General features: G+C 71.3%; 19 protein-coding genes. 14 read left to right on the top strand and 5 right to left on the bottom strand.

Annotation, left to right across the window (positions count from 1 at the left end; all coding sequences use genetic code 11):
- Positions 1–36: 36 nt before the first annotated feature.
- From GON04_RS21055 to GON04_RS21045, 3 genes are all read left to right on the top strand, one after another.
- Positions 37–846, top strand: coding sequence for an alpha/beta fold hydrolase (locus GON04_RS21055; protein WP_157399952.1), 810 nt, complete (start codon positions 37–39; stop codon positions 844–846).
- Positions 847–1,084: 238 nt separating this feature from the next.
- Positions 1,085–1,402: a GNAT family N-acetyltransferase gene (locus GON04_RS21050; RefSeq protein ID WP_157399951.1), complete on the top strand. Its 318-nt coding sequence runs from the start codon at positions 1,085–1,087 to the stop codon at positions 1,400–1,402.
- 10 nt (positions 1,403–1,412) lie between these two features.
- Positions 1,413–2,996, top strand: coding sequence for an MFS transporter (locus GON04_RS21045; protein WP_157399950.1), 1,584 nt, complete (start codon positions 1,413–1,415; stop codon positions 2,994–2,996).
- A 34-nt stretch (positions 2,997–3,030) separates the two neighbouring features.
- Here the strand turns inward: GON04_RS21045 and GON04_RS21040 are convergent, their stop codons facing one another.
- From GON04_RS21040 to GON04_RS21025, 4 genes are all read right to left on the bottom strand, one after another.
- Complete coding sequence (locus GON04_RS21040) at positions 3,031–3,693, bottom strand: phosphoribosyltransferase (protein ID WP_157399949.1); 663 nt, start codon at positions 3,691–3,693, stop codon at positions 3,031–3,033.
- A 22-nt stretch (positions 3,694–3,715) separates the two neighbouring features.
- On the bottom strand, positions 3,716–4,960 hold the full coding sequence (serA, locus tag GON04_RS21035) for a phosphoglycerate dehydrogenase (RefSeq protein WP_157399948.1): 1,245 nt from the start codon (positions 4,958–4,960) through the stop codon (positions 3,716–3,718).
- Positions 4,957–5,235 (bottom strand): hypothetical protein, encoded by a 279-nt coding sequence (locus tag GON04_RS21030; protein WP_157399947.1) that lies wholly within the window; start codon positions 5,233–5,235, stop codon positions 4,957–4,959. The genes serA and GON04_RS21030 overlap by 4 nt, the downstream gene beginning before the upstream one ends.
- Positions 5,236–5,401: 166 nt before the next feature.
- Positions 5,402–5,842 (bottom strand): hemerythrin domain-containing protein, encoded by a 441-nt coding sequence (locus GON04_RS21025; protein ID WP_157399946.1) that lies wholly within the window; start codon positions 5,840–5,842, stop codon positions 5,402–5,404.
- A gap of 657 nt (positions 5,843–6,499) precedes the next feature.
- On the opposite strand from GON04_RS21025, the gene GON04_RS21020 reads away from it, so the two are divergent.
- Together GON04_RS21020 and GON04_RS21015 are read left to right on the top strand one after the other, a co-directional pair.
- Complete coding sequence (locus tag GON04_RS21020) at positions 6,500–7,360, top strand: HTD2 family dehydratase (RefSeq protein ID WP_157399945.1); 861 nt, start codon at positions 6,500–6,502, stop codon at positions 7,358–7,360.
- A 95-nt stretch (positions 7,361–7,455) separates the two neighbouring features.
- Positions 7,456–8,802, top strand: coding sequence for a class-II fumarase/aspartase family protein (locus tag GON04_RS21015; protein ID WP_157399944.1), 1,347 nt, complete (start codon positions 7,456–7,458; stop codon positions 8,800–8,802).
- A gap of 25 nt (positions 8,803–8,827) precedes the next feature.
- On the opposite strand, the gene GON04_RS21010 is transcribed toward GON04_RS21015, so the two are convergent.
- The gene (locus GON04_RS21010; RefSeq protein WP_157399943.1) at positions 8,828–9,862 is read right to left on the bottom strand and encodes a D-2-hydroxyacid dehydrogenase family protein; all 1,035 of its coding nucleotides are present in this window, start codon (positions 9,860–9,862) and stop codon (positions 8,828–8,830) included.
- Positions 9,863–9,970: 108 nt separating this feature from the next.
- Here GON04_RS21010 and GON04_RS21005 point away from each other — a divergent pair, with 108 nt between their 5' ends.
- The 9 genes from GON04_RS21005 to GON04_RS20965 are packed head-to-tail and all read left to right on the top strand — an operon-like array spanning position 9,971 to position 18,396.
- Entirely contained in the window at positions 9,971–10,684 is a 714-nt protein-coding gene (locus GON04_RS21005) for an RraA family protein (RefSeq protein WP_198349367.1), read from the top strand.
- On the top strand, positions 10,681–11,655 hold the full coding sequence (locus tag GON04_RS21000) for a tripartite tricarboxylate transporter substrate-binding protein (RefSeq protein WP_157399941.1): 975 nt from the start codon (positions 10,681–10,683) through the stop codon (positions 11,653–11,655). Before GON04_RS21005 ends, GON04_RS21000 begins: the two co-directional genes overlap by 4 nt.
- 20 nt (positions 11,656–11,675) lie before the next feature.
- Entirely contained in the window at positions 11,676–12,626 is a 951-nt protein-coding gene (locus GON04_RS20995; RefSeq protein WP_157399940.1) for a TauD/TfdA dioxygenase family protein, read from the top strand.
- 33 nt (positions 12,627–12,659) lie between these two features.
- Entirely contained in the window at positions 12,660–13,565 is a 906-nt protein-coding gene (locus GON04_RS20990) for a TauD/TfdA dioxygenase family protein (protein ID WP_157399939.1), read from the top strand.
- A gap of 17 nt (positions 13,566–13,582) precedes the next feature.
- Positions 13,583–14,563, top strand: coding sequence for a Bug family tripartite tricarboxylate transporter substrate binding protein (locus tag GON04_RS20985; RefSeq protein WP_157399938.1), 981 nt, complete (start codon positions 13,583–13,585; stop codon positions 14,561–14,563).
- A gap of 22 nt (positions 14,564–14,585) precedes the next feature.
- Positions 14,586–15,494 carry a TauD/TfdA family dioxygenase gene (locus GON04_RS20980; RefSeq protein ID WP_157399937.1) on the top strand — a complete coding sequence of 303 codons (909 nt, stop codon included), beginning with the start codon at positions 14,586–14,588 and terminating at the stop codon, positions 15,492–15,494.
- 26 nt (positions 15,495–15,520) lie between these two features.
- Positions 15,521–16,504 (top strand): LysR family transcriptional regulator, encoded by a 984-nt coding sequence (locus GON04_RS20975; RefSeq protein WP_157399936.1) that lies wholly within the window; start codon positions 15,521–15,523, stop codon positions 16,502–16,504.
- 43 nt (positions 16,505–16,547) lie between these two features.
- On the top strand, positions 16,548–17,402 hold the full coding sequence (locus GON04_RS20970; protein WP_157399935.1) for a TauD/TfdA dioxygenase family protein: 855 nt from the start codon (positions 16,548–16,550) through the stop codon (positions 17,400–17,402).
- A 1-nt stretch (position 17,403) separates the two neighbouring features.
- The gene (locus GON04_RS20965; RefSeq protein WP_157399934.1) at positions 17,404–18,396 is read left to right on the top strand and encodes a tripartite tricarboxylate transporter substrate-binding protein; all 993 of its coding nucleotides are present in this window, start codon (positions 17,404–17,406) and stop codon (positions 18,394–18,396) included.
- The last annotated feature ends 12 nt before the right edge of the window (positions 18,397–18,408 follow it).

The raw sequence follows: 18,408 nt of genomic DNA, 5'->3' as shown, positions 1-18,408 counted from the left end.
TCGGGACAATCCGGGACAACCCGGAGAAAGGCTCCCATGACCGTCCTGAAGCGCAACAACGTCTTCGTGCACCGCCGTCCGTCCGGACGGACGCCCCTGCTGTTCGTGCACGGCTACGGCTGCGACAAGGACACGTGGCGCATCCTGGCGCCGCACTTCGCCGAGGACCGCACGGTGGTCCTGCTGGACCTGGTGGGCAGCGGCCACTCGGACCTGTCTGCCTGGCGGCCGCACCGCTACGCCACGCTGCAGGGGCATGCGGACGATGTCGTGGAGGTGCTGCAGGAGCTGGATCTCGGGCCGCTGGTGGTCGTCGGCCATTCGGCGGGCGCCATGATCGGCCTGCTGGTGGAGCTCGCGGCGCCGGCGGCGGTCCGGGCCCAGGTGATGGTGGGACCGTCGCCCTGCTTCATCAATGACGCCGGCTACGTCGGCGGCTTCACGCGGGCCGACATCGAGTCGCTGCTGGAGACGCTGGAGAGCAACTACATCGGCTGGTCGAGCAACATGGCGCCGGTGATCATGGGGGCGCCCCGGCAGCCCGAGCTGACCCGGGAGCTCACCCGGAGTTTCTGCGGCACCGACCCCGAGGTCGCCAGGCAGTTCGCCCGGGCGACCTTCCTGTGCGACTACCGGGCCCAGCTGCCGAAGCTGCGCAGCCCGACGCTCATCCTGCAGTCCAGCGACGACCTCATCGCGCCGGTCGACGTGGGCGAGACCATGCACCGCGCCATCCCGCGGTCCACCTTGCGGGTGATCGACAACGTGGGCCATTGCCCGCACCTGAGCGCCCCCGCTGCCACGGTGAAGGCGATCGAGACCTTCCTCGCGGAGTTGCACGCCTGATGGTCGAAGGCGGACTCCGGTACGCGAAGGGCGCGAAGGTTTCGCGAAGGACGCGAAAGCAAACCCAAGTCTGGTTTCGTCATGCCGGACGCGATCCGGCATCCATCTCCGGAACGCTGATCGGGTGGCGCAAGGTCCCGGGGATGGCTGGCGGGTCCAGCCCGCCATGACGACGATGAGGGCGCGGCGCCGCCGGCCGACGTAGACTGGCCGCCTTCTCCGCCACCCCACGCATCGCATGGCTCCCACCACCACCCCCGAACTGGCCGACAACCCGGCGGCACATCGCTACGAGCTGCGGCTCGGCGGCGAGGTGGCCGCGCATGCGGAATACAACCTGCTGAAGGACGCGGTGCTGTTCACGCACACCGAGGTGCAGCCGCAGTACGAGGGCCAGGGCCTGGGTTCCAAGCTGGCGCGCTTCGCGCTCGATGACGTGCGCAGCCGCGGGCTGGCCGTCATTCCCATCTGCCAGTTCATCGCCGGCTACATCCGCCGCCATCCCGAGTACCTGGACCTGGTGGCCGAGAGCCACCGGCGGGCGTTCCGGGTCTAGCGCCGCTGCCATGTCGGTCGTCTCGCGCCTGCCCTGCGACGAGGCGTCCGTCCGCGGCGGCGGGCCGGCCGCCGACTGCACGGCGGCGCGCAAGCGCTGGGTGCTGGCGGCCTCCATCCTGGGCTCCAGCCTGGCCTTCATCGACGGCACCGTCGTCAACGTGGCGCTGCCCGCCATCCAGCGCGCGCTGGCGGCGACGGCCTACCAGGCGCAGTGGGTGGTCGAGTCCTATGCGCTGCTGCTGGCCGCGTTGCTGCTGCTGGGCGGTGCACTGAGTGACCGGCTGGGACGGCGGCGCGTGTTCATCGCCGGCGTGCTGCTGTTCGCGGCCGGCTCGGCGGCCTGCGCGTTCGCCGCCAGCGTGGGCCAGCTGATCGCGGCGCGCGCGCTGCAGGGGGCCGGTGCGGCGCTGCTGGTGCCCGGCAGCATGGCGCTGATCAGCGCCAACTTCCCGCAGGCCGAACGCGGCCGCGCCTTCGGGTTGTGGACCGGCATCAGCGGCGTGACCTCCGCCCTCGGCCCGCTGCTGGGCGGCTGGCTGGTCGACCAGTTCTCCTGGCGCTGGGCGTTCGCGGTCAACCTGCCGGTGGCCGCCGCGGTGGTCGCGATCGCCTGGTGGCGCGTGCCCGAGAGTCCGCCGCCAGCCGCCACCACGCGACTGGACATCGGCGGCGCGGCGCTGGCCACGCTGGCCCTCGGCGGCGCCGCCTTCGCGTTCACCGAGGCGCCCACCCGCGGCTGGACCGCGCCCGAAGTGCTGGGAGCGCTGCTGCTGGCGGTCGCCGCGCTGCCGGCCTTCGTCGCCGTCGAACGCCGCCATCCGGCGCCCATGGTGCCGCTGGGCCTGCTGCGCAACCGCACCTTCGCCGGCGCCAATGCGCTCACGCTGCTGCTGTACGCCGGCCTGGGCGGCGGGCTGTTCTTCCTGCCGCTCAACCTGGTGCAGGTGCAGGGCTACTCGGCCACCGCCGCCGGCGCGGCCCTGCTGCCCTTCATCCTGATCCTGTTCGTGCTCTCGCGCTGGGCCGGCGGCCTGGTCGAGCGCCACGGCGCGCGCGGCCCGCTGGTGGTGGGCCCGCTCATCGCCGCCGGCGGCTTCGCGCTGCTGGCCCTGCCGGGCCGCGCGGCCGACTACTGGAGCGGCTTCCTGCCCGGTGTGGCCGTGCTCGGGCTGGGCATGGCGATCACCATCGCGCCGCTCACCACCACCGTGATGAACGCGGTGGACGCGCAGGCCGCCGGCGTCGCGTCCGGCGTCAACAACGCGGTCTCGCGCGTGGCCGGCCTGCTGGCCGTGGCGGTGTTCGGCTGGGTGATGGGGCTGGTGTTCGGGCCGGCCCTGCAGCAGGGCCTGCGCGACGCCGCACTGGCGCCGGCGCTGGTCGAGGCGGCCTGGGCCCAGCGCGACCGCTGGGGCGCGCTGCGGCTGGACGGCCTGGATGCGCCGGCGGCGCAGGCCGTGCAGGCGGCCGTGCAGCAGGCCTTCGTCGCCGGCTACCGCTGGATCATGTCGGCCAGCGCCGTGCTGGCCATGCTGGGCGCCCTCGTCGCGGCGTCGACCCTGGCGCGCCACCAGCCCGCCGCGGCGCGCTGAGGACGCGCGCGGAAGGGAGGCGAGGCGATGCGGGTCAGCGGCCCGCTTGCACGGGGGCGGCGAGTTCGCGCAGCAGGTCCTGCACTTCCTCGTCGGCCGTCTGCGGGAACTCGCGGTAGAACTGGCTGACGGCGTGGAAGGGCTCGGGCATGGCCGGGCAGACCAGGTCGTCGACCAGCGGGCGCAGGTGGTCGCAGCTGCTGCGCGCGCCCACCGGCACCGCGACGCACAGGCGCTGCGGCGTGCCGTGGCGCGCGGACAGGATGGCCGCTTCAAGGGTCGAGCCGGTGGCCAGGCCGTCGTCGACCAGGACCACGGTGCGGCTGGCCAGAACGGGGGCCGGGCGGCCGGCGCGGTACGCCTGCTCGCGCCGCAGCAGCTCGTCCTGTTCGCGCAGCACCACCCGGGCCACGTCCTCGTCCGTCACCGGCACGCCGGGCAGCGGCCGCAGCACGCGCACGCCGCCGGGCCCGATGGCGCCCATGGCGTACTCTTCGTGCCCCGGGTAGCCGAGCTTGCGGACGACCAGGACGTCGAGCGGCGCCGCCAGGGCCCGCGCGACCTCGGCCGCGACCGGGACGCCGCCGCGTGGCAGCCCCAGCACCAACAGCCCCGGCGCACCGCGCAGGAACTCGAGGTGGGCGGCGAGCCGCTGGCCGGCTTCGCGCCGGTCGCGGTAGGGCAGGTCGGAATGCATGGCCGGTCTCCTCGCGGCACCTTCAGTACAGGACCCGGCAACGGATCGTGCCGGGGATGCCGCACAGGTGGTCGAGCGCTTCCTGCGGCGCGGTGCCGTCGACGTCGATCACGACGTAGCCCACCTCCTCGTTGGTGCGCAGGTACTGGCCAGCGATGTTGATGCCGGCCGACGAGAAGCGCTCGTTGATGCGGGCCAGGATGCCGGGCACGTTGCGGTGGATGTGCAGCAGCCGGCTGCGGCCGGTGTGTTCGGGCAGCGCCACCTCGGGGAAGTTCACGGCCGTCACCGTCGAGCCGTTGTCGGAGTAGCGCACCAGCTTGGCGGCCACCTCGCGGCCGATGTTCTCCTGCGCCTCCTGGGTCGAGCCGCCGATGTGCGGCGTGAGCAGCACGTTGTCGAATTCGACCAGCGGCGAGGCGAAGCGGGCATCGTTGCCCTTCGGCTCGGCCGGGAAGACGTCGATGGCGGCGCCGGCGACGTGGCCGCTGCGCAGCGCCTGCGCCAGCGCGTCGATGTCGACCACCTTGCCGCGCGAGGCATTGATCAGGTGGCTGCCCGGCCGCATGCGGGCCAGCGCGGCAGCGTCGACCATGCCGCGCGTGGCGTCCGTGTCGGGCACGTGCAGCGTCACCACGTCGGCGGCGTCCAGCACTGCCGCCAGCGAGGGCAGCTGCCGTGCATTGCCCAGCGGCAGCCGGGTCTCGATGTCGGCGAACACCACCTGCATGCCCAGGTGCTCGGCCAGCACGCCGACCTGGGTGCCGATGTGGCCGTAGCCCACGATGCCCAGCGTCTTGCCGCGCACCTCGCGCGACCCCTCGGCGCTCTTGACCCAGCCGCCGCGGTGCAGCACCGCGTTCTTGTACGGGATGCCGCGCATCAGCATCACGATCTCGGCCAGCACGAGCTCGGCCACGCTGCGCGTGTTGGAGAACGGCGCGTTGAACACCGGGATGCCGCGCCGCATCGCGGCCGCCAGGTCGACCTGGTCGGTGCCGATGCAGAACGCGCCGACGGCCACCAGCCGGGGCGCGTGCTCCAGCACCTCGGCCGTGAGCTGCGTGCGCGAACGGATGCCGACGAAATGCGCATCGGCGATGGCGTCCACCAGGTCGGCGCCGGCCAGCGCCCGCGGCACGGCGGCGATCTGCGTGTAGCCCTCGGTGCGCAGCAGGTCCAGCGCCGACGGGTGGATGCCTTCGAGCAGGACGACGCGGATCCTGTCCTTGGGCAAGGACACGCGGCCGGGCGGGCGATCGGTCATGCAGCGGCCTGGCGTCCCGACCCCCGGTTGTGGCGCGTGGCCTCGACGCAGCGCGACAGGGTCGGGCCGTGCGGCGGGTCGTAGAAGCCCTGGTGCAGGTGACGGATGAACCGGCTGGTCCAGCCCTCCAGCGGGTAGTACGCGGCAGCGGTGCTGTTGCGAACGGCAATGGAGGCGTCCGCCAGGACGAAGGCCTCGTAGCCGTGCGCGTCGCGTCCGGTCAGTCGAACGAGGTTCTGGACAAGCTTGCTGACGTCGGGTGATGGGTTCTTCATGGCGCCCTTGCAGGGGGCGAGCACGCGCCGCCCGGCCACCCTGGCCGCGGTGTCGCTTCGAGTCCGCCCTTGTTGATCTGCGCTCCATGGTGGGGCGCGACCGGTGCGTCGCCAATAGGACGCGTCCTACGCCAAATGGCCGACCGGCCCGGCTGGGCCAAGTGCCTCAGGCCGGGTGCCCGGCCAGCAGCTCGGACTTGCGCTGTTCCAGCTGCTGGCCCAGCTGCAGCAGGTCGAGCCCGCGGGTCTTGCGCGCCTGCGGGAACATCTTCTGGCGTTCGTCGCCGATGTGGTGCGCGATCGCGCCCTCCAGCTCCAGCATCACGCGGTCGTCGACCTGCTTGGCCTCCAGCTTCGCGATCAGCTCGCGGGCCTCGCGGTGTTCGCGCTCGGCGTCCTGCAGTAGGGCGTCGTTCCCGGTCGCCTGGCGGAAGGCGGGGTAGAAGATCTCTTCCTCGATCCGGGTGTGCACCGACAGCTCGTGGCAGATCCGCTGGGTCAGCATGCGCTTGGCGGTGGCATCGCCTGCGGACTTGTACTGGGCGAAGAGGCGTTCGACCTGGATGTGGTCGTCCTCGAGCAGGGTCACTGCGTCCTGTTGGGCCATGGCGGTCTCCTGGGGGCAAAGGTCCACGGTAGGCTGGCCGGGCGAAAGCGGAAGCTGCCCGGGGCGCCGATTCCTGTAGTCGCGAACCTACCCGCCGGGTGTCGCTGGCGACCGTGGGCACGCGGGGCGCACCTTGCAGACTCGTCATGCCGGGCTCGACCCGGCATCCATGCCCGCAACGAGGCCGCACCCGAACCGCAGTTGGGAGATGGATTGCGGGTCAAGCCCGCAATGACGGGGGAGGGTGAGCGGGTTGCGGGCCAGGAGCTTGCACTCCTTGATCCAGCAGAGCCTGCCCACGCGGCAGGTGGTGCCTGGCGGGGACGATTTGTGGGACGGCGGAGACGGACCGGGCCGGGCGGAGCGCGCGCCAGCGCGCATCGTGAACTGGCTCCGGCGCCTTGTCTGAACGGAGCGCGTAGCGCGCAGTGAGTTGGAGCCGGCAAGCCCGGCCCGGTGCTAGGCGGAGCGCAGTCGCGGCGAGCGAAGCAAAGCCGCGACCGGCCCACCATGAGGCCCTGCCAGGCACCACCTGCCGCGCACCCGAAGGCGTTGCAGCCCTCTAGCAACAATCCCTCGCTCAGGCTGGAAATGGGCCGTCGGCAAATGCGGCAGACTCTCGCCCACGGCGCCCCGCCCGGCGCCACGGGAGCCCCGATGACTGGAGACAAGGACGACTGGGCCGCCTGGATCGGCCGCACCGAGACGGTGGCGGAGACCATGGGGCCCACCCCCGCGCTGGCGCTCAATGCCACGCTCGACCACGAACCGGTCGACGCCCGGCCCGGCATGCCGCTGCCGCCGCTGTGGCACTGGCTGTATTTCCTGCCGCGCCACCGGCAGTCGGAGATCGGCCCCGACGGCCATGCCAGGCGCGGCGGCTTCCTGCCGCCGGTGCCGCTGCCGCGCCGCATGTGGGCCGGCAGCCAGTTCGAGTTCCGCTCGCCGGTGCGCATCGGCGACGCCGTCGAGCGCACCTCGACGATCGAGGACATCACGTCCAAGTCGGGCCGCACCGGCGAGCTGGTGTTCGTCAAGGTGCGGCACGAGCTGCGCTGCAACGGCGTAGCGGACCCGGCGCTGGTGGAGTTCCACGACATCGTCTACCGGCCGCTGAAGCAGCCGGGCGAAGCCGAGCTGGCGCCCAGGCGGCCGGACGGCCAGGCGCAGTGGCGGCGCGAGATCGTGCCCGACGACGTGCTGCTGTTCCGCTACTCGGCGCTCACCTTCAACGGCCACCGCATCCACTACGACCGCCGCTACGTCACCGAGGTCGAGGGCTACCCGGGCCTGGTGGTGCACGGGCCGCTGATCGCCACGCTGCTGATGGACCTGCTGCGGCGCCAGTGGCCGCAGGCCGACGTGGCCAGCTTCCGCTTCCGTGCCGTGCGGCCCACCTTCGACGGCCATCCGTTCCAGGTCTGCGGTGCCCCCGCCGCCGACGGCCGCAGCGTCCAGCTCTGGGCGCAGGACCACGACGGCTGGCTGACCATGGACGCCACCGCCGCGCTGCGCTGAGGGCCGCCGGACGACGCGCGGCCCACGGCCGGCGCGATCCGGAGCCCGGCCTTCCTTTCCGATCCATCGAACAAGAGACACCAGAGAGACAACCCATGCCCGCTTCCATCATCGACTCGTCCATCTTCGGCAACATCTTCGCCACCGACGCCATGCGCCGCGTCTGGTCCGACGAGAACCGGACCCAGAAGTACCTGGACATCGAACGCGCGCTGGCCATCGTGCAGGGCCGCCTCGGCCTGATCCCGCAGGAGGCCGCCGACGAGATCGTGAGCCACTGCCGGCTCGAGCAGATCGACATGGACAAGCTGCGCCAGCAGACCGAGCGCATCGGCTACCCGGTGCTGGGGGTGGTCTCGCAGCTCAACGCGCTGTGCCGCGACAAGCTGGGCGAGTACTGCCACTGGGGCGCCACCACCCAGGACATCACCGACACCGCCACCGTGCTGCAGATCCGCGAGGGGCTGGAGATCGTCGACGCGGAGCTGGCTGCGATCTCGGCCGCGATGGCGCGCCATGCCAGGGCGCACCGCGACACGCCGATGATCGGGCGCAGCAACCTGCAGCAGGCCATCCCGCTGACCTTCGGCTACAAGATGGCCGGCCTGCTCAGCGCCATCGAGCGCCACCGCGAACGGCTGGCGCAGCTGCGCGAGCGGGTGCTGGTGGGCGAGTTCGCCGGTGCGGCCGGCACCCTGGCCTCGCTGGAGCGGGGCGCGATGGAGACCCAGGCCGGCCTGTGCGCCGAGCTGGGCCTGAAGCAGCCGCTGATCGCCTGGCACACCATCCGCGACAACATCGCCGAGGTCGGCGCCTTCATGGGGCTGGTGGGCGGCACGCTCGGCAAGCTGAGCATGGACGTCAAGCTGATGATGCAGACCGAGGTGGGCGAGGTCTACGAGCCGTTCGCCCACGGCCGCGGCAGCAGCAGCACCATGCCGCAGAAGCGCAATCCCATCTCCAGCTGCTACATCCATGCGTCCATCTCGGTGTTGCGCCAGCATGCGGCGGCGCTGATGGACGCCATGGTGGCCGACCACGAGCGCTCCACCGGCCCGTGGGAAATCGAGTGGATCGTGCTGCCCGAGGCGTTCTGCCTGCTGGCCGGCGCGCTCAGGCAGTCACGCTTCGTGCTGGAAGGCCTGGAGGTCGACGCGCAGGCGATGCGCCGCAACATCGACCTCACGCACGGGCTGGTGATGAGCGAGGCCGTGATGATGGGCCTGGGCCCCTACATCGGCCGCGAGTATGCGCACGACCTGGTGTACGACATCTGCCGCCAGGCGGTGCAGCAGCGCCGGCCCCTGCTGGACCTGCTGGCGGAGCACCCCGAGATCAACAAGCACCTCGACCGCGACGCGCTGGCCAGGCTGTGCGACCCGTCCAACTACCTCGGGCAGTCGGGCGTGATGGTGGACCGGGTGCTGGCGTCGCTGGCGTGAGAACGGGGGCGTCGCTGGCCCGGCGTCACGCGGGCCGACCGGCAACGGCCGCGGCCTCGGGATTCGCGAACGTCAGCGCCTCGCCCCGCAGCCATGCCAGCGCCGCCTCGACGCCCGGCGCCACGATCCACTCGTAGCCCTCCGGCGTGAACGCGCCGAGGTGCGGCTGCAGCAGCACCTTGTCGTGCCGGCGCACCCAGTGGTCCTGGGGCAGCGGCTCGTCCCAGAACACGTCCAGGCCGGCGCCCGCCAGTGGCCCCGCGTCGAGTGCGCGCCGCAGCGCCTGCTCGTCGACGAGGGCGGCGCGGGCGGTGTTCACCAGGATCGCGCCTGGCTTCATCCTGGCGAACTCCGCATCGCCGAGCATGGAGCGGCTCTGCGCCGTGACGTTCGCGTGCAGGCTCACCACGTCCGACGAGCCAAGCAGTTCCTCCAGCGTCACGGCCTCGATGCCTTGCCCGGCCGCCTTCTCCGCCGTGAGGCGGGGACTCCAGGCGATGACGCGCATGCCGAAGGCGAGGCCCAGGCGCGCGACGATGGAGCCGACCTTGCCCGTGCTGCCGATGACGCCGAGCGTCTTGCCCACCAGCCCGACGCCGGCGACGGTCTGCCAGCCGCCGGCGCGCAGCACCGCCTGGTTGTGCACCACGTTGCGGGCCAGCCCGAGGATGAGCGTCCAGGCCAGTTCGGCCGTCGCATGGTGCGGGACGCTCGACAGCGAGTTCGGGGGCGCGCAACAGACCAGCACGCCCGCGCGCGTGGCCGCGTCGAGGTCGACGTGCGGCTGCAGGCGCGGACCGCAGACCGACAGCAGTTCCAGTTCCTGCACCCGCGCGAAGACATCGCTGTCGAACAGGACCCGATCGCGGATGGTGATGGCGGCGCGCGCCCCGGCCAGCCGCTGCAGGAGCTCGTCCTTGCTGCGCGCCTTGTCCGTGTAGATGGCCAGGTCGGTGTGCCGCGCGAGTTCCTGCACGCAGGGCATGGTGCGCGCCTGGTCCAGGTAGTCCTCCATCAGGACCACCCGGGGGCGCGGGGACGGGGCGGGTGTGCGACTCATGGTTTTCCTGGCATTGCGATCGGACACGGATGGATCTTATACTTAGAATAAGTAAATTCACCGGCCCCCGGGGTCGGTGGCCGCTCAACCGCCCGGAGGTCTCTCGCGATGTCCCAGCCGATGATCTACCTGCGAGTCAACCGTGTCGCGCCCGGGCTGTGTGCGCGTGCGCGGCGGGTGACGGTCGCGGACCTGCACGAGAACACCGCCCATCTCGCGTACGCGGGCCTGATGTCCCCGCGCATGCGGCGCGTCACGCGCGGAAACGCCGTCGGGCCCGCCATCACCGCGCTGTGCCGGGCCGGCGACAACCTCATGATGCATCGGGCCCTGAGCCTGGCGGAGCCGGGCGACGTGCTCGTCGTGGTGAGCCAGGGGGAGACATCCGCCGCGCAATGGGGCGACATCGCGACGCGCTTTGCCATCAAGCGAGGCCTTGCCGGCGTGGTCGTGCAGGGCAGCGTGCGCGACGTCGATGCCGTCGACCAGCTCGGCTTTCCCGTGTGGGCCACCGAGGTGTCGCCGGCGCACGCCGACAAGGGCAAGCTCGGCGGCGTGAACGTCCCGGTCGTGTGCGGCGGCGTCGTGGTCCGGCCGGGCGACCTCGTGGCGGCCGACGGCGACGGCGTCATCGTGGTCGAGCGCCGGCACGCGGAAGCCGTGGTCGGCGGGGCGGAAGGCAAGATGCGGCGCGAGGAGGACGTCGCGGCGCGCATCGCCGGCGGCGAGATGCTGTGGAACATCACCGGGTCGTCCGCCGCGTTCCAGCGGCTGGTCGCGGTCGAGTTCGACGCCGCGTTCGACGACGGGGAGGCGGCGTGAGGCGCAAGCAGTTCCTCGGCCTGTGCGCCGCCGTGGGCGGCGCCATCCTGGCGCCTGCCTACGCGCAGCAGCGCTACCCGCAGAAGGTCGTGCGCATCGTCGTGCCCTACGTGGCAGGCGGCAACCTCGACGTCACGGCGCGGCTATTCGCACAGCACCTGACGGAGGATCTGGGCCAGCCGTTCGTCATCGAGAACCGCCCCGGCGCCAACGGCAACACCGGAACCGAGCAGATCGTGCGATCGGCTGCCGACGGCTACTCGCTGGCAATGGTGTCGGCCGGCACCCTGGGCATCAATCCCGCGCTGTACGCGAACATGCCGTTCGACCCGGAGAAGGACCTCACCCACATCTCGATCGTGGCCACCGGCCCGATGGTGCTGCAGGTGACGCCCAGCCTGCCCGTGCGCACCATGCAGGAGCTGGTCGACCTGGCGCGCGCGCAGCCGGGCAAGCTCAATTTCGGCAGCGGCGGCAACGGCACGCTGGCCCACCTGTCGCTGGAGATGCTCAAGCTGCGGGCCGGCGTCGACATCGTGCACGTCGCCTACAAGGGCACGTCGCTGGCGACCACCGATGTCATGGCGGGCCACATCCAGGGGATGTTCGACACGCTGAGCACGGCGGCACCGCTGATCCAGCAGGGCAAGGTGCGGGCGCTGGCCGTCACGTCCGCGCGCCGCTCCGCCGCCTTCCCGAACGTCCCGACCGTCGCCGAAGCCGGCGTGCGCGACTACGCGGCCGAGACCTGGGCCGGCCTCGTCGGCCCGCCGGGCCTGCCGCGCGATGTCGTCGAGCGCCTCCAGGCCGCCGTCGCCAGGATCGCGGCGCGGCCGGACGTGCAGCAGCGGTTGGCCGGCGTCGGCAGCGAGGCCGTGGGCGGCACGCCGGAGCAGTTCCGGCTGCAGCTCGCGAGCGAGCGCGTCCGCTGGGCCGAGGTCGTCAAGGTGTCGGGCGCGAAGGCCGAGTAGCGCATCGACAAGGAGTTCCCATGGACATCAGGCAGCTTTCCTACCCTCTCGGGGCCGAGATCCGCGGCATCGACCTGCGCGAGGCGCTGGACGACGCCACCGTCGCCGCCATCCGGCAGGCCTGGATCGACCATCTCGTCCTGTGCTTCCCGGGCCAGTCGCTGTCGCCGCAGCAGCAGATCGCCTTCTGCTCGCGCTTCGGCACGCTGGACGACCACCGCAACCGCCCGCTGTGGAACCGGCCGGACTTCCCGGAAGTGAACATCGTCTCGAACAAGCCGCAGACGATCGGCGGCAAGAAGCTGATGACGCTGGTGGCCGACAAGTGGCACACCGACATGTCGTTCTCGAACCGGTCGGCCACCGCGAGCTGGCTGCATGCGCTGCAGCTGCCCTCCATCGGCGGCGACACGATGTTCGCCAACATGTACCGGGCCTACGAGGCGCTGTCGCCGGCGATGCGGGCGCTGGCCGGGCAACTGCAGGGCGTGCACGACGTGAGCGGCGCGCCCGACTTCCACCGCTACACGCCGGAAGTGCAGGCCGAGCGCCGGCGCAACTATCCGCCCGTCGTCCACCCGGTGGTGCGCACGCACCCGGAGTCGGGCCGCCAGCACCTGTTCGTCGGCGGCTTCCTGAAGCACTTCGTCGGCTACACGGAACGCGAGAGCCGGCCCCTCATCGACTTCTTCAACGAGTTCGCCTCGGGCCCCGAGTTCGTCTACCGCCACCGGTGGACGACGGGCGACATGCTGATGTGGGACAACCGGTGCCTGCTGCACTACGCCGTGCAGGACTACGACCCCACCGAACTGCGCGTGCTGCAACGGTGCACGCTGTTCGCGCCGGTCAGCGGCCACTACCACGACCCCCAGGAGCCGGACGGCATCCGCAAGACCCCGTGGTCGCGCGAGCCCGTCGAGGCCGTCCCCGGCGCGCCGCGCGAACCGGTCGCACCGGCGGCCATGTAAGGCATGCGCATGTCCATTCTTCAAGGAGCCACCATGCAAGCTTCAGCAGGCCGGGGCGCGGCCGCGGGCCAGGCGCCCGCGGCCATCCCGATGCAGGCACCGATCGGCGCGGAGATCGTCGGCATCGACGTCGGGGCGGGAGCGACCGACGCCGACTACGAGTTCCTGCGCGATGCGTTGCACGAGTACTCGGTGATCGTGCTGCGCGGGCAGGGCATCACGCCGGCGCAGCAGCAGGCGTTCGCCGGGCAGTTCGGCGACCTGCGCACCTCGTTCTACAACCGCTATGCGGTGCCCGGCACGCCCGCCCTCACGGTGGTGTCCAACATCCGCCGGGACGACGGCGAGCTGATCGGCATCGCCGATGCGGGCATGCTGTGGCACACCGACGGTTCGTACCTCAAGACGCCCGACATGTACACGCTGCTGTACGGCATCGAGATCCCGCAGCAGGACGGCCGCGTGCTGGGCGACACGGTCTTCGCCAGCGCCTGGAGCGCCTACGACGCGTTGCCGTCCGACCTGAAAGGGCGCGTCGACGGGCTGCGCGCGACCCACAGCTTCACGGCGCACATCGCCAAGAAGGAGGCCAAGGGCCAGCTGAAGCGGGCGCCGCTCAGCGCCGAGCAGAGGAATGCGCTGCCGGACGTCGACCACCCGGTGGTGCGCACGCATCCTGTCAACGGGCGCAAGTGCCTCTTCGTGACCGAAGGCCACACGAGCGACATCGTCGGGCTCGAGCCCGGCGAGTCGGCCGAGCTGCTGGCGTTCCTCACCGAGCACATCAAGAAGCCGCAGTTCCAGTACCGCCACAGCTGGCGCAAGGGTGACCTGCTGGTCTGGGACAACTGCGCCCTGCAGCACCTGGCCGTGTTCGACTACGGGCAGATCCCGCGCCGGCTGCACCGCGCCGGCATTGCCGGTCCGGTGCCCGTCTGAACCCGCGGGAGACGATCATGAACCACGTGAATTCCAGCCGTCGCCGGCTCCTCGCGGCTGCCGCCCTGGCGCTCGCGGCCGCCCCGCCAGCCTTCGCGCAGGCGACGTATCCGACCAAGCCGATCCGGCTGGTGGTGGCGTACCCGCCGGGCGGGCCCCTGGACGTGCTGGCGCGCTCGCTGGCCCAGCCGCTGGGCGACGCGCTCGGCCAGCCGATCGTCGTCGACAACCGCGCCGGCGCCGGCGGCGTCATCGGATCGGACTTCGTCGCCAAGGCGGCACCGGACGGCTACACGCTGCTGTTCGGGTCCACCCCGCTGTCGATCCAGGAGACGCTGCTGCCCAAGCTGCCGTACTCGGTCTACAAGGACTTCACCCCGATCGCCAACATGGCCGTGGGCCCGCAGGCCCTGGTCGTCGGCAACTCGGTTCCCGTGAGCAACGTCCAGGAGCTGATCGACTACGGCAAGGCGCAGAACGGCCGCCTGAACTACGCCTCGCCGAGCGCCGGCGGCTCCAACCACCTCGCGGCCGAGATGTTCAAGAGCATGGCGGGCTTCAGCGCCACGCACGTGCCCTACAAGGGCGGCGCCCCGGCGGAAATCGACCTGATCGCCGGGCAGGTCACGTTCATGTTCGGCGCCTTCAGCAGCTCGCTGGCGCAGGCCGAGAAGGGCCGCCTGAAGGTGCTGGGCGTGTCGTCGAAGAAGCGCATGGCCAAGGCGCCCAACGTGCCCACCATCGCCGAGACGCTGCCGGGCTTCGAGGTGGAGTCCTGGTACGGGGTGCTCGGCCCCCCGGGCCTTCCGCCCGCGATCGCGGCGCGCCTGAACGCGGAGGTGAACAAAATCCTCGGCTCCGACGACATGAAGAAGCGGTTCACCGCGATGGACCTGGAGGCCACGCCCTGGACCCCGCAGCAGTTCTCCGACTACATCCGGCAGAACACCGCGATGTGGGCCAAGGTCATCAAGGACGCCAACGTCAAGCCCGAATGAGCGGCGCAACCGGGAGAGGCATGTGAGCACCGAAGCAACGATCGAGCAACGCAGCGGCGCCGCCGCCTTCGAGGTCGTCCCGAGCGGCCGGCCCGCGGGCGCCGAGATCCGCGGGGTCGACATCTCGCGCGGCGTGGCCGACGGGGTGATGGCGAGGATCCGCGACGCGCTGCACCGCTGGAAGGTGGTGGTGCTGCGCAACCAGCGCATCACGCCCGAGCAGCAGATCGCGTTCAGCCGCTACTTCGGCCGGCTGGAGCGGCACGTGATCCCCGAGTACCTCGTGCCGGGCTACCACGACCTGGTGCGCGTGTCGAACGTCCTGGACGACCACGGCAAGCCGATCGGCCTGGTCGATGCGGGCCGCGTGTGGCACACCGACGGCCACTTCCTGCCCCAGCCCAACCTGTACTCGATGCTGTACGCGATCGAGATCCCGCACGACACCAACGGCGCACCGCTCGGTCCCACGCTGTTCGCCAACAGCGCGCACGCCTACGAACAGCTGCCGGCCTCGACGAAGGCGCGCCTGCAGGGCCTGCGCGGGGCCAACTCGCTGGCCAACGTGTATGCCCGCATGCACGCGGAGAACGCCGCCAAGAACCGCCCGCCGCTCACCGAGGCGCAGAAGCGGGAAGCCGTGCATCCGGTCGTGCGCACGCATCCGTTCACCGGCGAGAAGTGCCTGTACGTCAGCCGCGCGGCCACCGGGCGCATCGTCGACATGGAGCCGCAGGAAGGCGACGCGCTGATCGGCGAGTTGTCCGACTGGATCGTGCGCGACGAGAACGTCTACACGCACCGCTGGCAGGTGGGCGACCTGCTGCTGTGGGACAACTGCTCCAGCCAGCACCTCGCGGTGGGCGACTACGCGCTGCCGCAGCGCCGGCTCCTCCACCGCACCACGGTGGCGGGCCTGGACACGTTCTGAAGCGCACCCGCCCGGAGAACCCTGCGATGGCAGCACCTGCTCCCCGGCCCAGCCCGCGCCTGCTGGAGATCTTCCTGGCCGTCGTCGAGGACGGCACCATGAGCGCGGCCGGCAGCCGTCTGGGCATGAGCCAGGCCGCCGTGTCGCAGGCGGTGACGCAGCTGGAGGACATCCTCGGCACCACGCTGTTCGACCGCAGCGTGCGGCCGCCTGCGCTCACCCTGGTCGGCAACTCGGTGCTGCGGTCGGCCCGCGGGGTGATGGCCAGCCTGCGCGAGCTGGAGGATGCGGCACGCCACGGCGCGAGCGGGCGCGTCCCGTTCCTGCGGCTGGGCATGCTGGACAGCTTCACGTCGACCGCGGGCGCCAGCATGCTGCTGCACCTGAAGGACGTGGCGGGCGAGTGGACGGTGACGTCGGGCTTCCGCAGCACCAGCGTGCAGGCCCTGCTCGACCGCCAGGCCGACGTGATCATCACCTCCGAGGAGCGTGCCGCCCCGGGCATCGTGGCGCAGCCGCTGCTGACCGAATCGTTCGTCCTGTGCGCGCCGAAGTCGTACAAGGGTGCGCTCGACGACATCGGCGCCCTGGCCGCGGAGGTCCCGTTCATCCGTTACGGCCGCGATTCGCACATGGGCGCGGTGATCCAGGGCTACCTGTCGCGCGCGGGCACCGACGCCCGGGTGCGCTACCAGTTCGACACCACCGACGCGGCGCTGCGCATGGTGGCCGCCGGCTTCGGCTGGACCATCATGACGCCGCTGATCTACCTGAAGTCACTGGTGGCGCCCAATGCCGTGCGCGTCGCGCCGGTGCCCGGCAAGGTCATCCAGCGCACGCTGGTCGTGGCGATGCGGGTCAATGAAGCGCAGGAGCTCCTGCCGCGCATCCACGCCGGCGCGATCGCGGCTTTGCGCGAGGTCGTGCAGCCGCAGGTCGAGCAGTTGCTGCCCAATTGCGTGCAGCAGTTCCAGATCGCGGGACGCCCGGCCACGCGCAAGCGCGCCTGAGTGCGTCGTCATCCAGGCAACCGATTCCGAGAGAGAGGTTCGAATGGCCATCACGATCACACCACTGAGGCCCAGCATCGGCGCCGAGGTCCGCGGGCTGGACCTGACCGGCCCCATCGGCGACGGGGATTTCGCGAAGATCCGGCAGGCGTTCTACGACCACGACCTGCTCGTGGTGCGTGGCGGACCGTTCAGCGACGACGACCACATCCGCTTCAGCAGCCGGTTCGGCGAGCTCAAGAAGCTGGCCTACGACGCCTACCTCGGCGACCGCCGGCCCGAGATCTTCGTCGTCTCGAACATCAAGGAAGGCGAACGCTACATCGGCGCCCACGACGCCGGGATGTTCTGGCACAGCGACGGTCCGTTCCTGCCCAAGCCGCACGGCCCCTCGGCGCTGCACGCGATCGAGGTCCCGGTGCAGGACGGGCGCGTCCTGGGCGACACGCATTTCGCCAGCACGGCGGCGGCCTACGACGCGCTGCCCCAGTCGATGAAGCGCCGGCTGGAGGGCCTGCAGGCCGTCAACAGCATGCTGCGCCGGTTCGAACTCGCGGCGCGCAGCGGCGTGCAGGACAGCGCGGCGACGAAGCACTCGAAGGCGCAGGAGCAGGAGGCGGTGCATCCGGTCGTGCGCGTGCACCCGGTCACCGGCCGCAAGTGCCTGTTCGTGAGCGACGGCTACACCACGCGCATCCTCGGCCTGCCGGAGGACGAGAGCAAGGCGCTGATCGAGGAGCTGACGCAGCACATCGTCCAGCCCCAGTTCTGCTACACGCACTCGTGGCAGCTGAACGACCTCGTGATGTGGGACAACTGTTCCACCCAGCACAAGGCCACCTTCGACTACAAGCTGCCGCAGCGGCGGCTGATGCACCGCACGACGCTGGTGGGCTGACGTGGCCGACGTTCCGATGCGCCGCAGGACGGCACTGGCCACGGCCGGCGGGGCCGCGTTGCTCGCCGTGCCGGCGTTCCACGCTGCCGCGCAGCAGTACCCGGCCAGGCCGGTGAAGATCCTCGTGCCGTATGCGCCCGGCGGCGCCGTCGACATCTTCGCCCGCCTGCTGGCCAAGGAATTCGCCACCCTGAACGGCCAGGCCTACGTGGTGGAGAACAAGGGCGGGGCGGGCGGCGCGATCGCCGCGGCGGAAGTGGCCCGCTCCACGCCGGACGGCTACACGGTGCTGTTCGGCGCCACCGGTCCGAACGCGATCGTGCCCGCGGTCTACGGGCCTGCCACCGGCTTCGATCCCGTGAAGGACCTGGTGCCCGTCACCTTGCTGGCCAGCATGCCGTACGTGCTGGTGGTCCATCCTGCGCTGCCGGTGCGCGGGGTCGCGGACCTGGTGGCCTACGCCCGGGCCAACCCGGGCAAGCTGAACTATGCGTCGTCCGGCAACGGCGGGCCCGACCACCTCGCCGGCGAATTGTTCAAGCTGCTCGGCAACCTGAACGTGGTGCACGTCCCGTACAAGGGCTCCGGGCCGGCGCTGGCCGACCTGGCCGGCGGCCAGGTGCAGTACCTGTTCACCAGCCCGCTGGTCGCGATGCCGCTGGTCGACTCGGGCAAGGTGCGCGTGATCGGGATGACCGGCCTGCAGCGCAACGCGTCGCTGGCCAACCTGCCCGCCATCGCCGAGACCCTGCCGGGCTTCGAACTCTCGTCCTGGTACGGCCTGTTCGTGCCGGCGGGCACGCCCGCCGCCGTCGTGGCCCGGCTCAACGCGGATGCGCGCCGGATCACGGCTTCCGACGAGTTCCGTGACGCGGTCAGGAAGCGCGGAGTCGACGCGCAGGCCAGCTCGCCCGAGGAATTCGGTGCCTACGTCCGGGCGGAACTGGCGAAATGGTCCCGGGTGGTCAAGGACGCGGGCATCCGGTCCGAGTGAGTGCGACGGGCG

Origin of the sequence: Ramlibacter pinisoli (assembly GCF_009758015.1) — a bacterium.
Lineage (GTDB): Bacteria > Pseudomonadota > Gammaproteobacteria > Burkholderiales > Burkholderiaceae_C > Ramlibacter > Ramlibacter pinisoli.
This window is presented reverse-complemented; position numbering and strand designations above follow the sequence as displayed.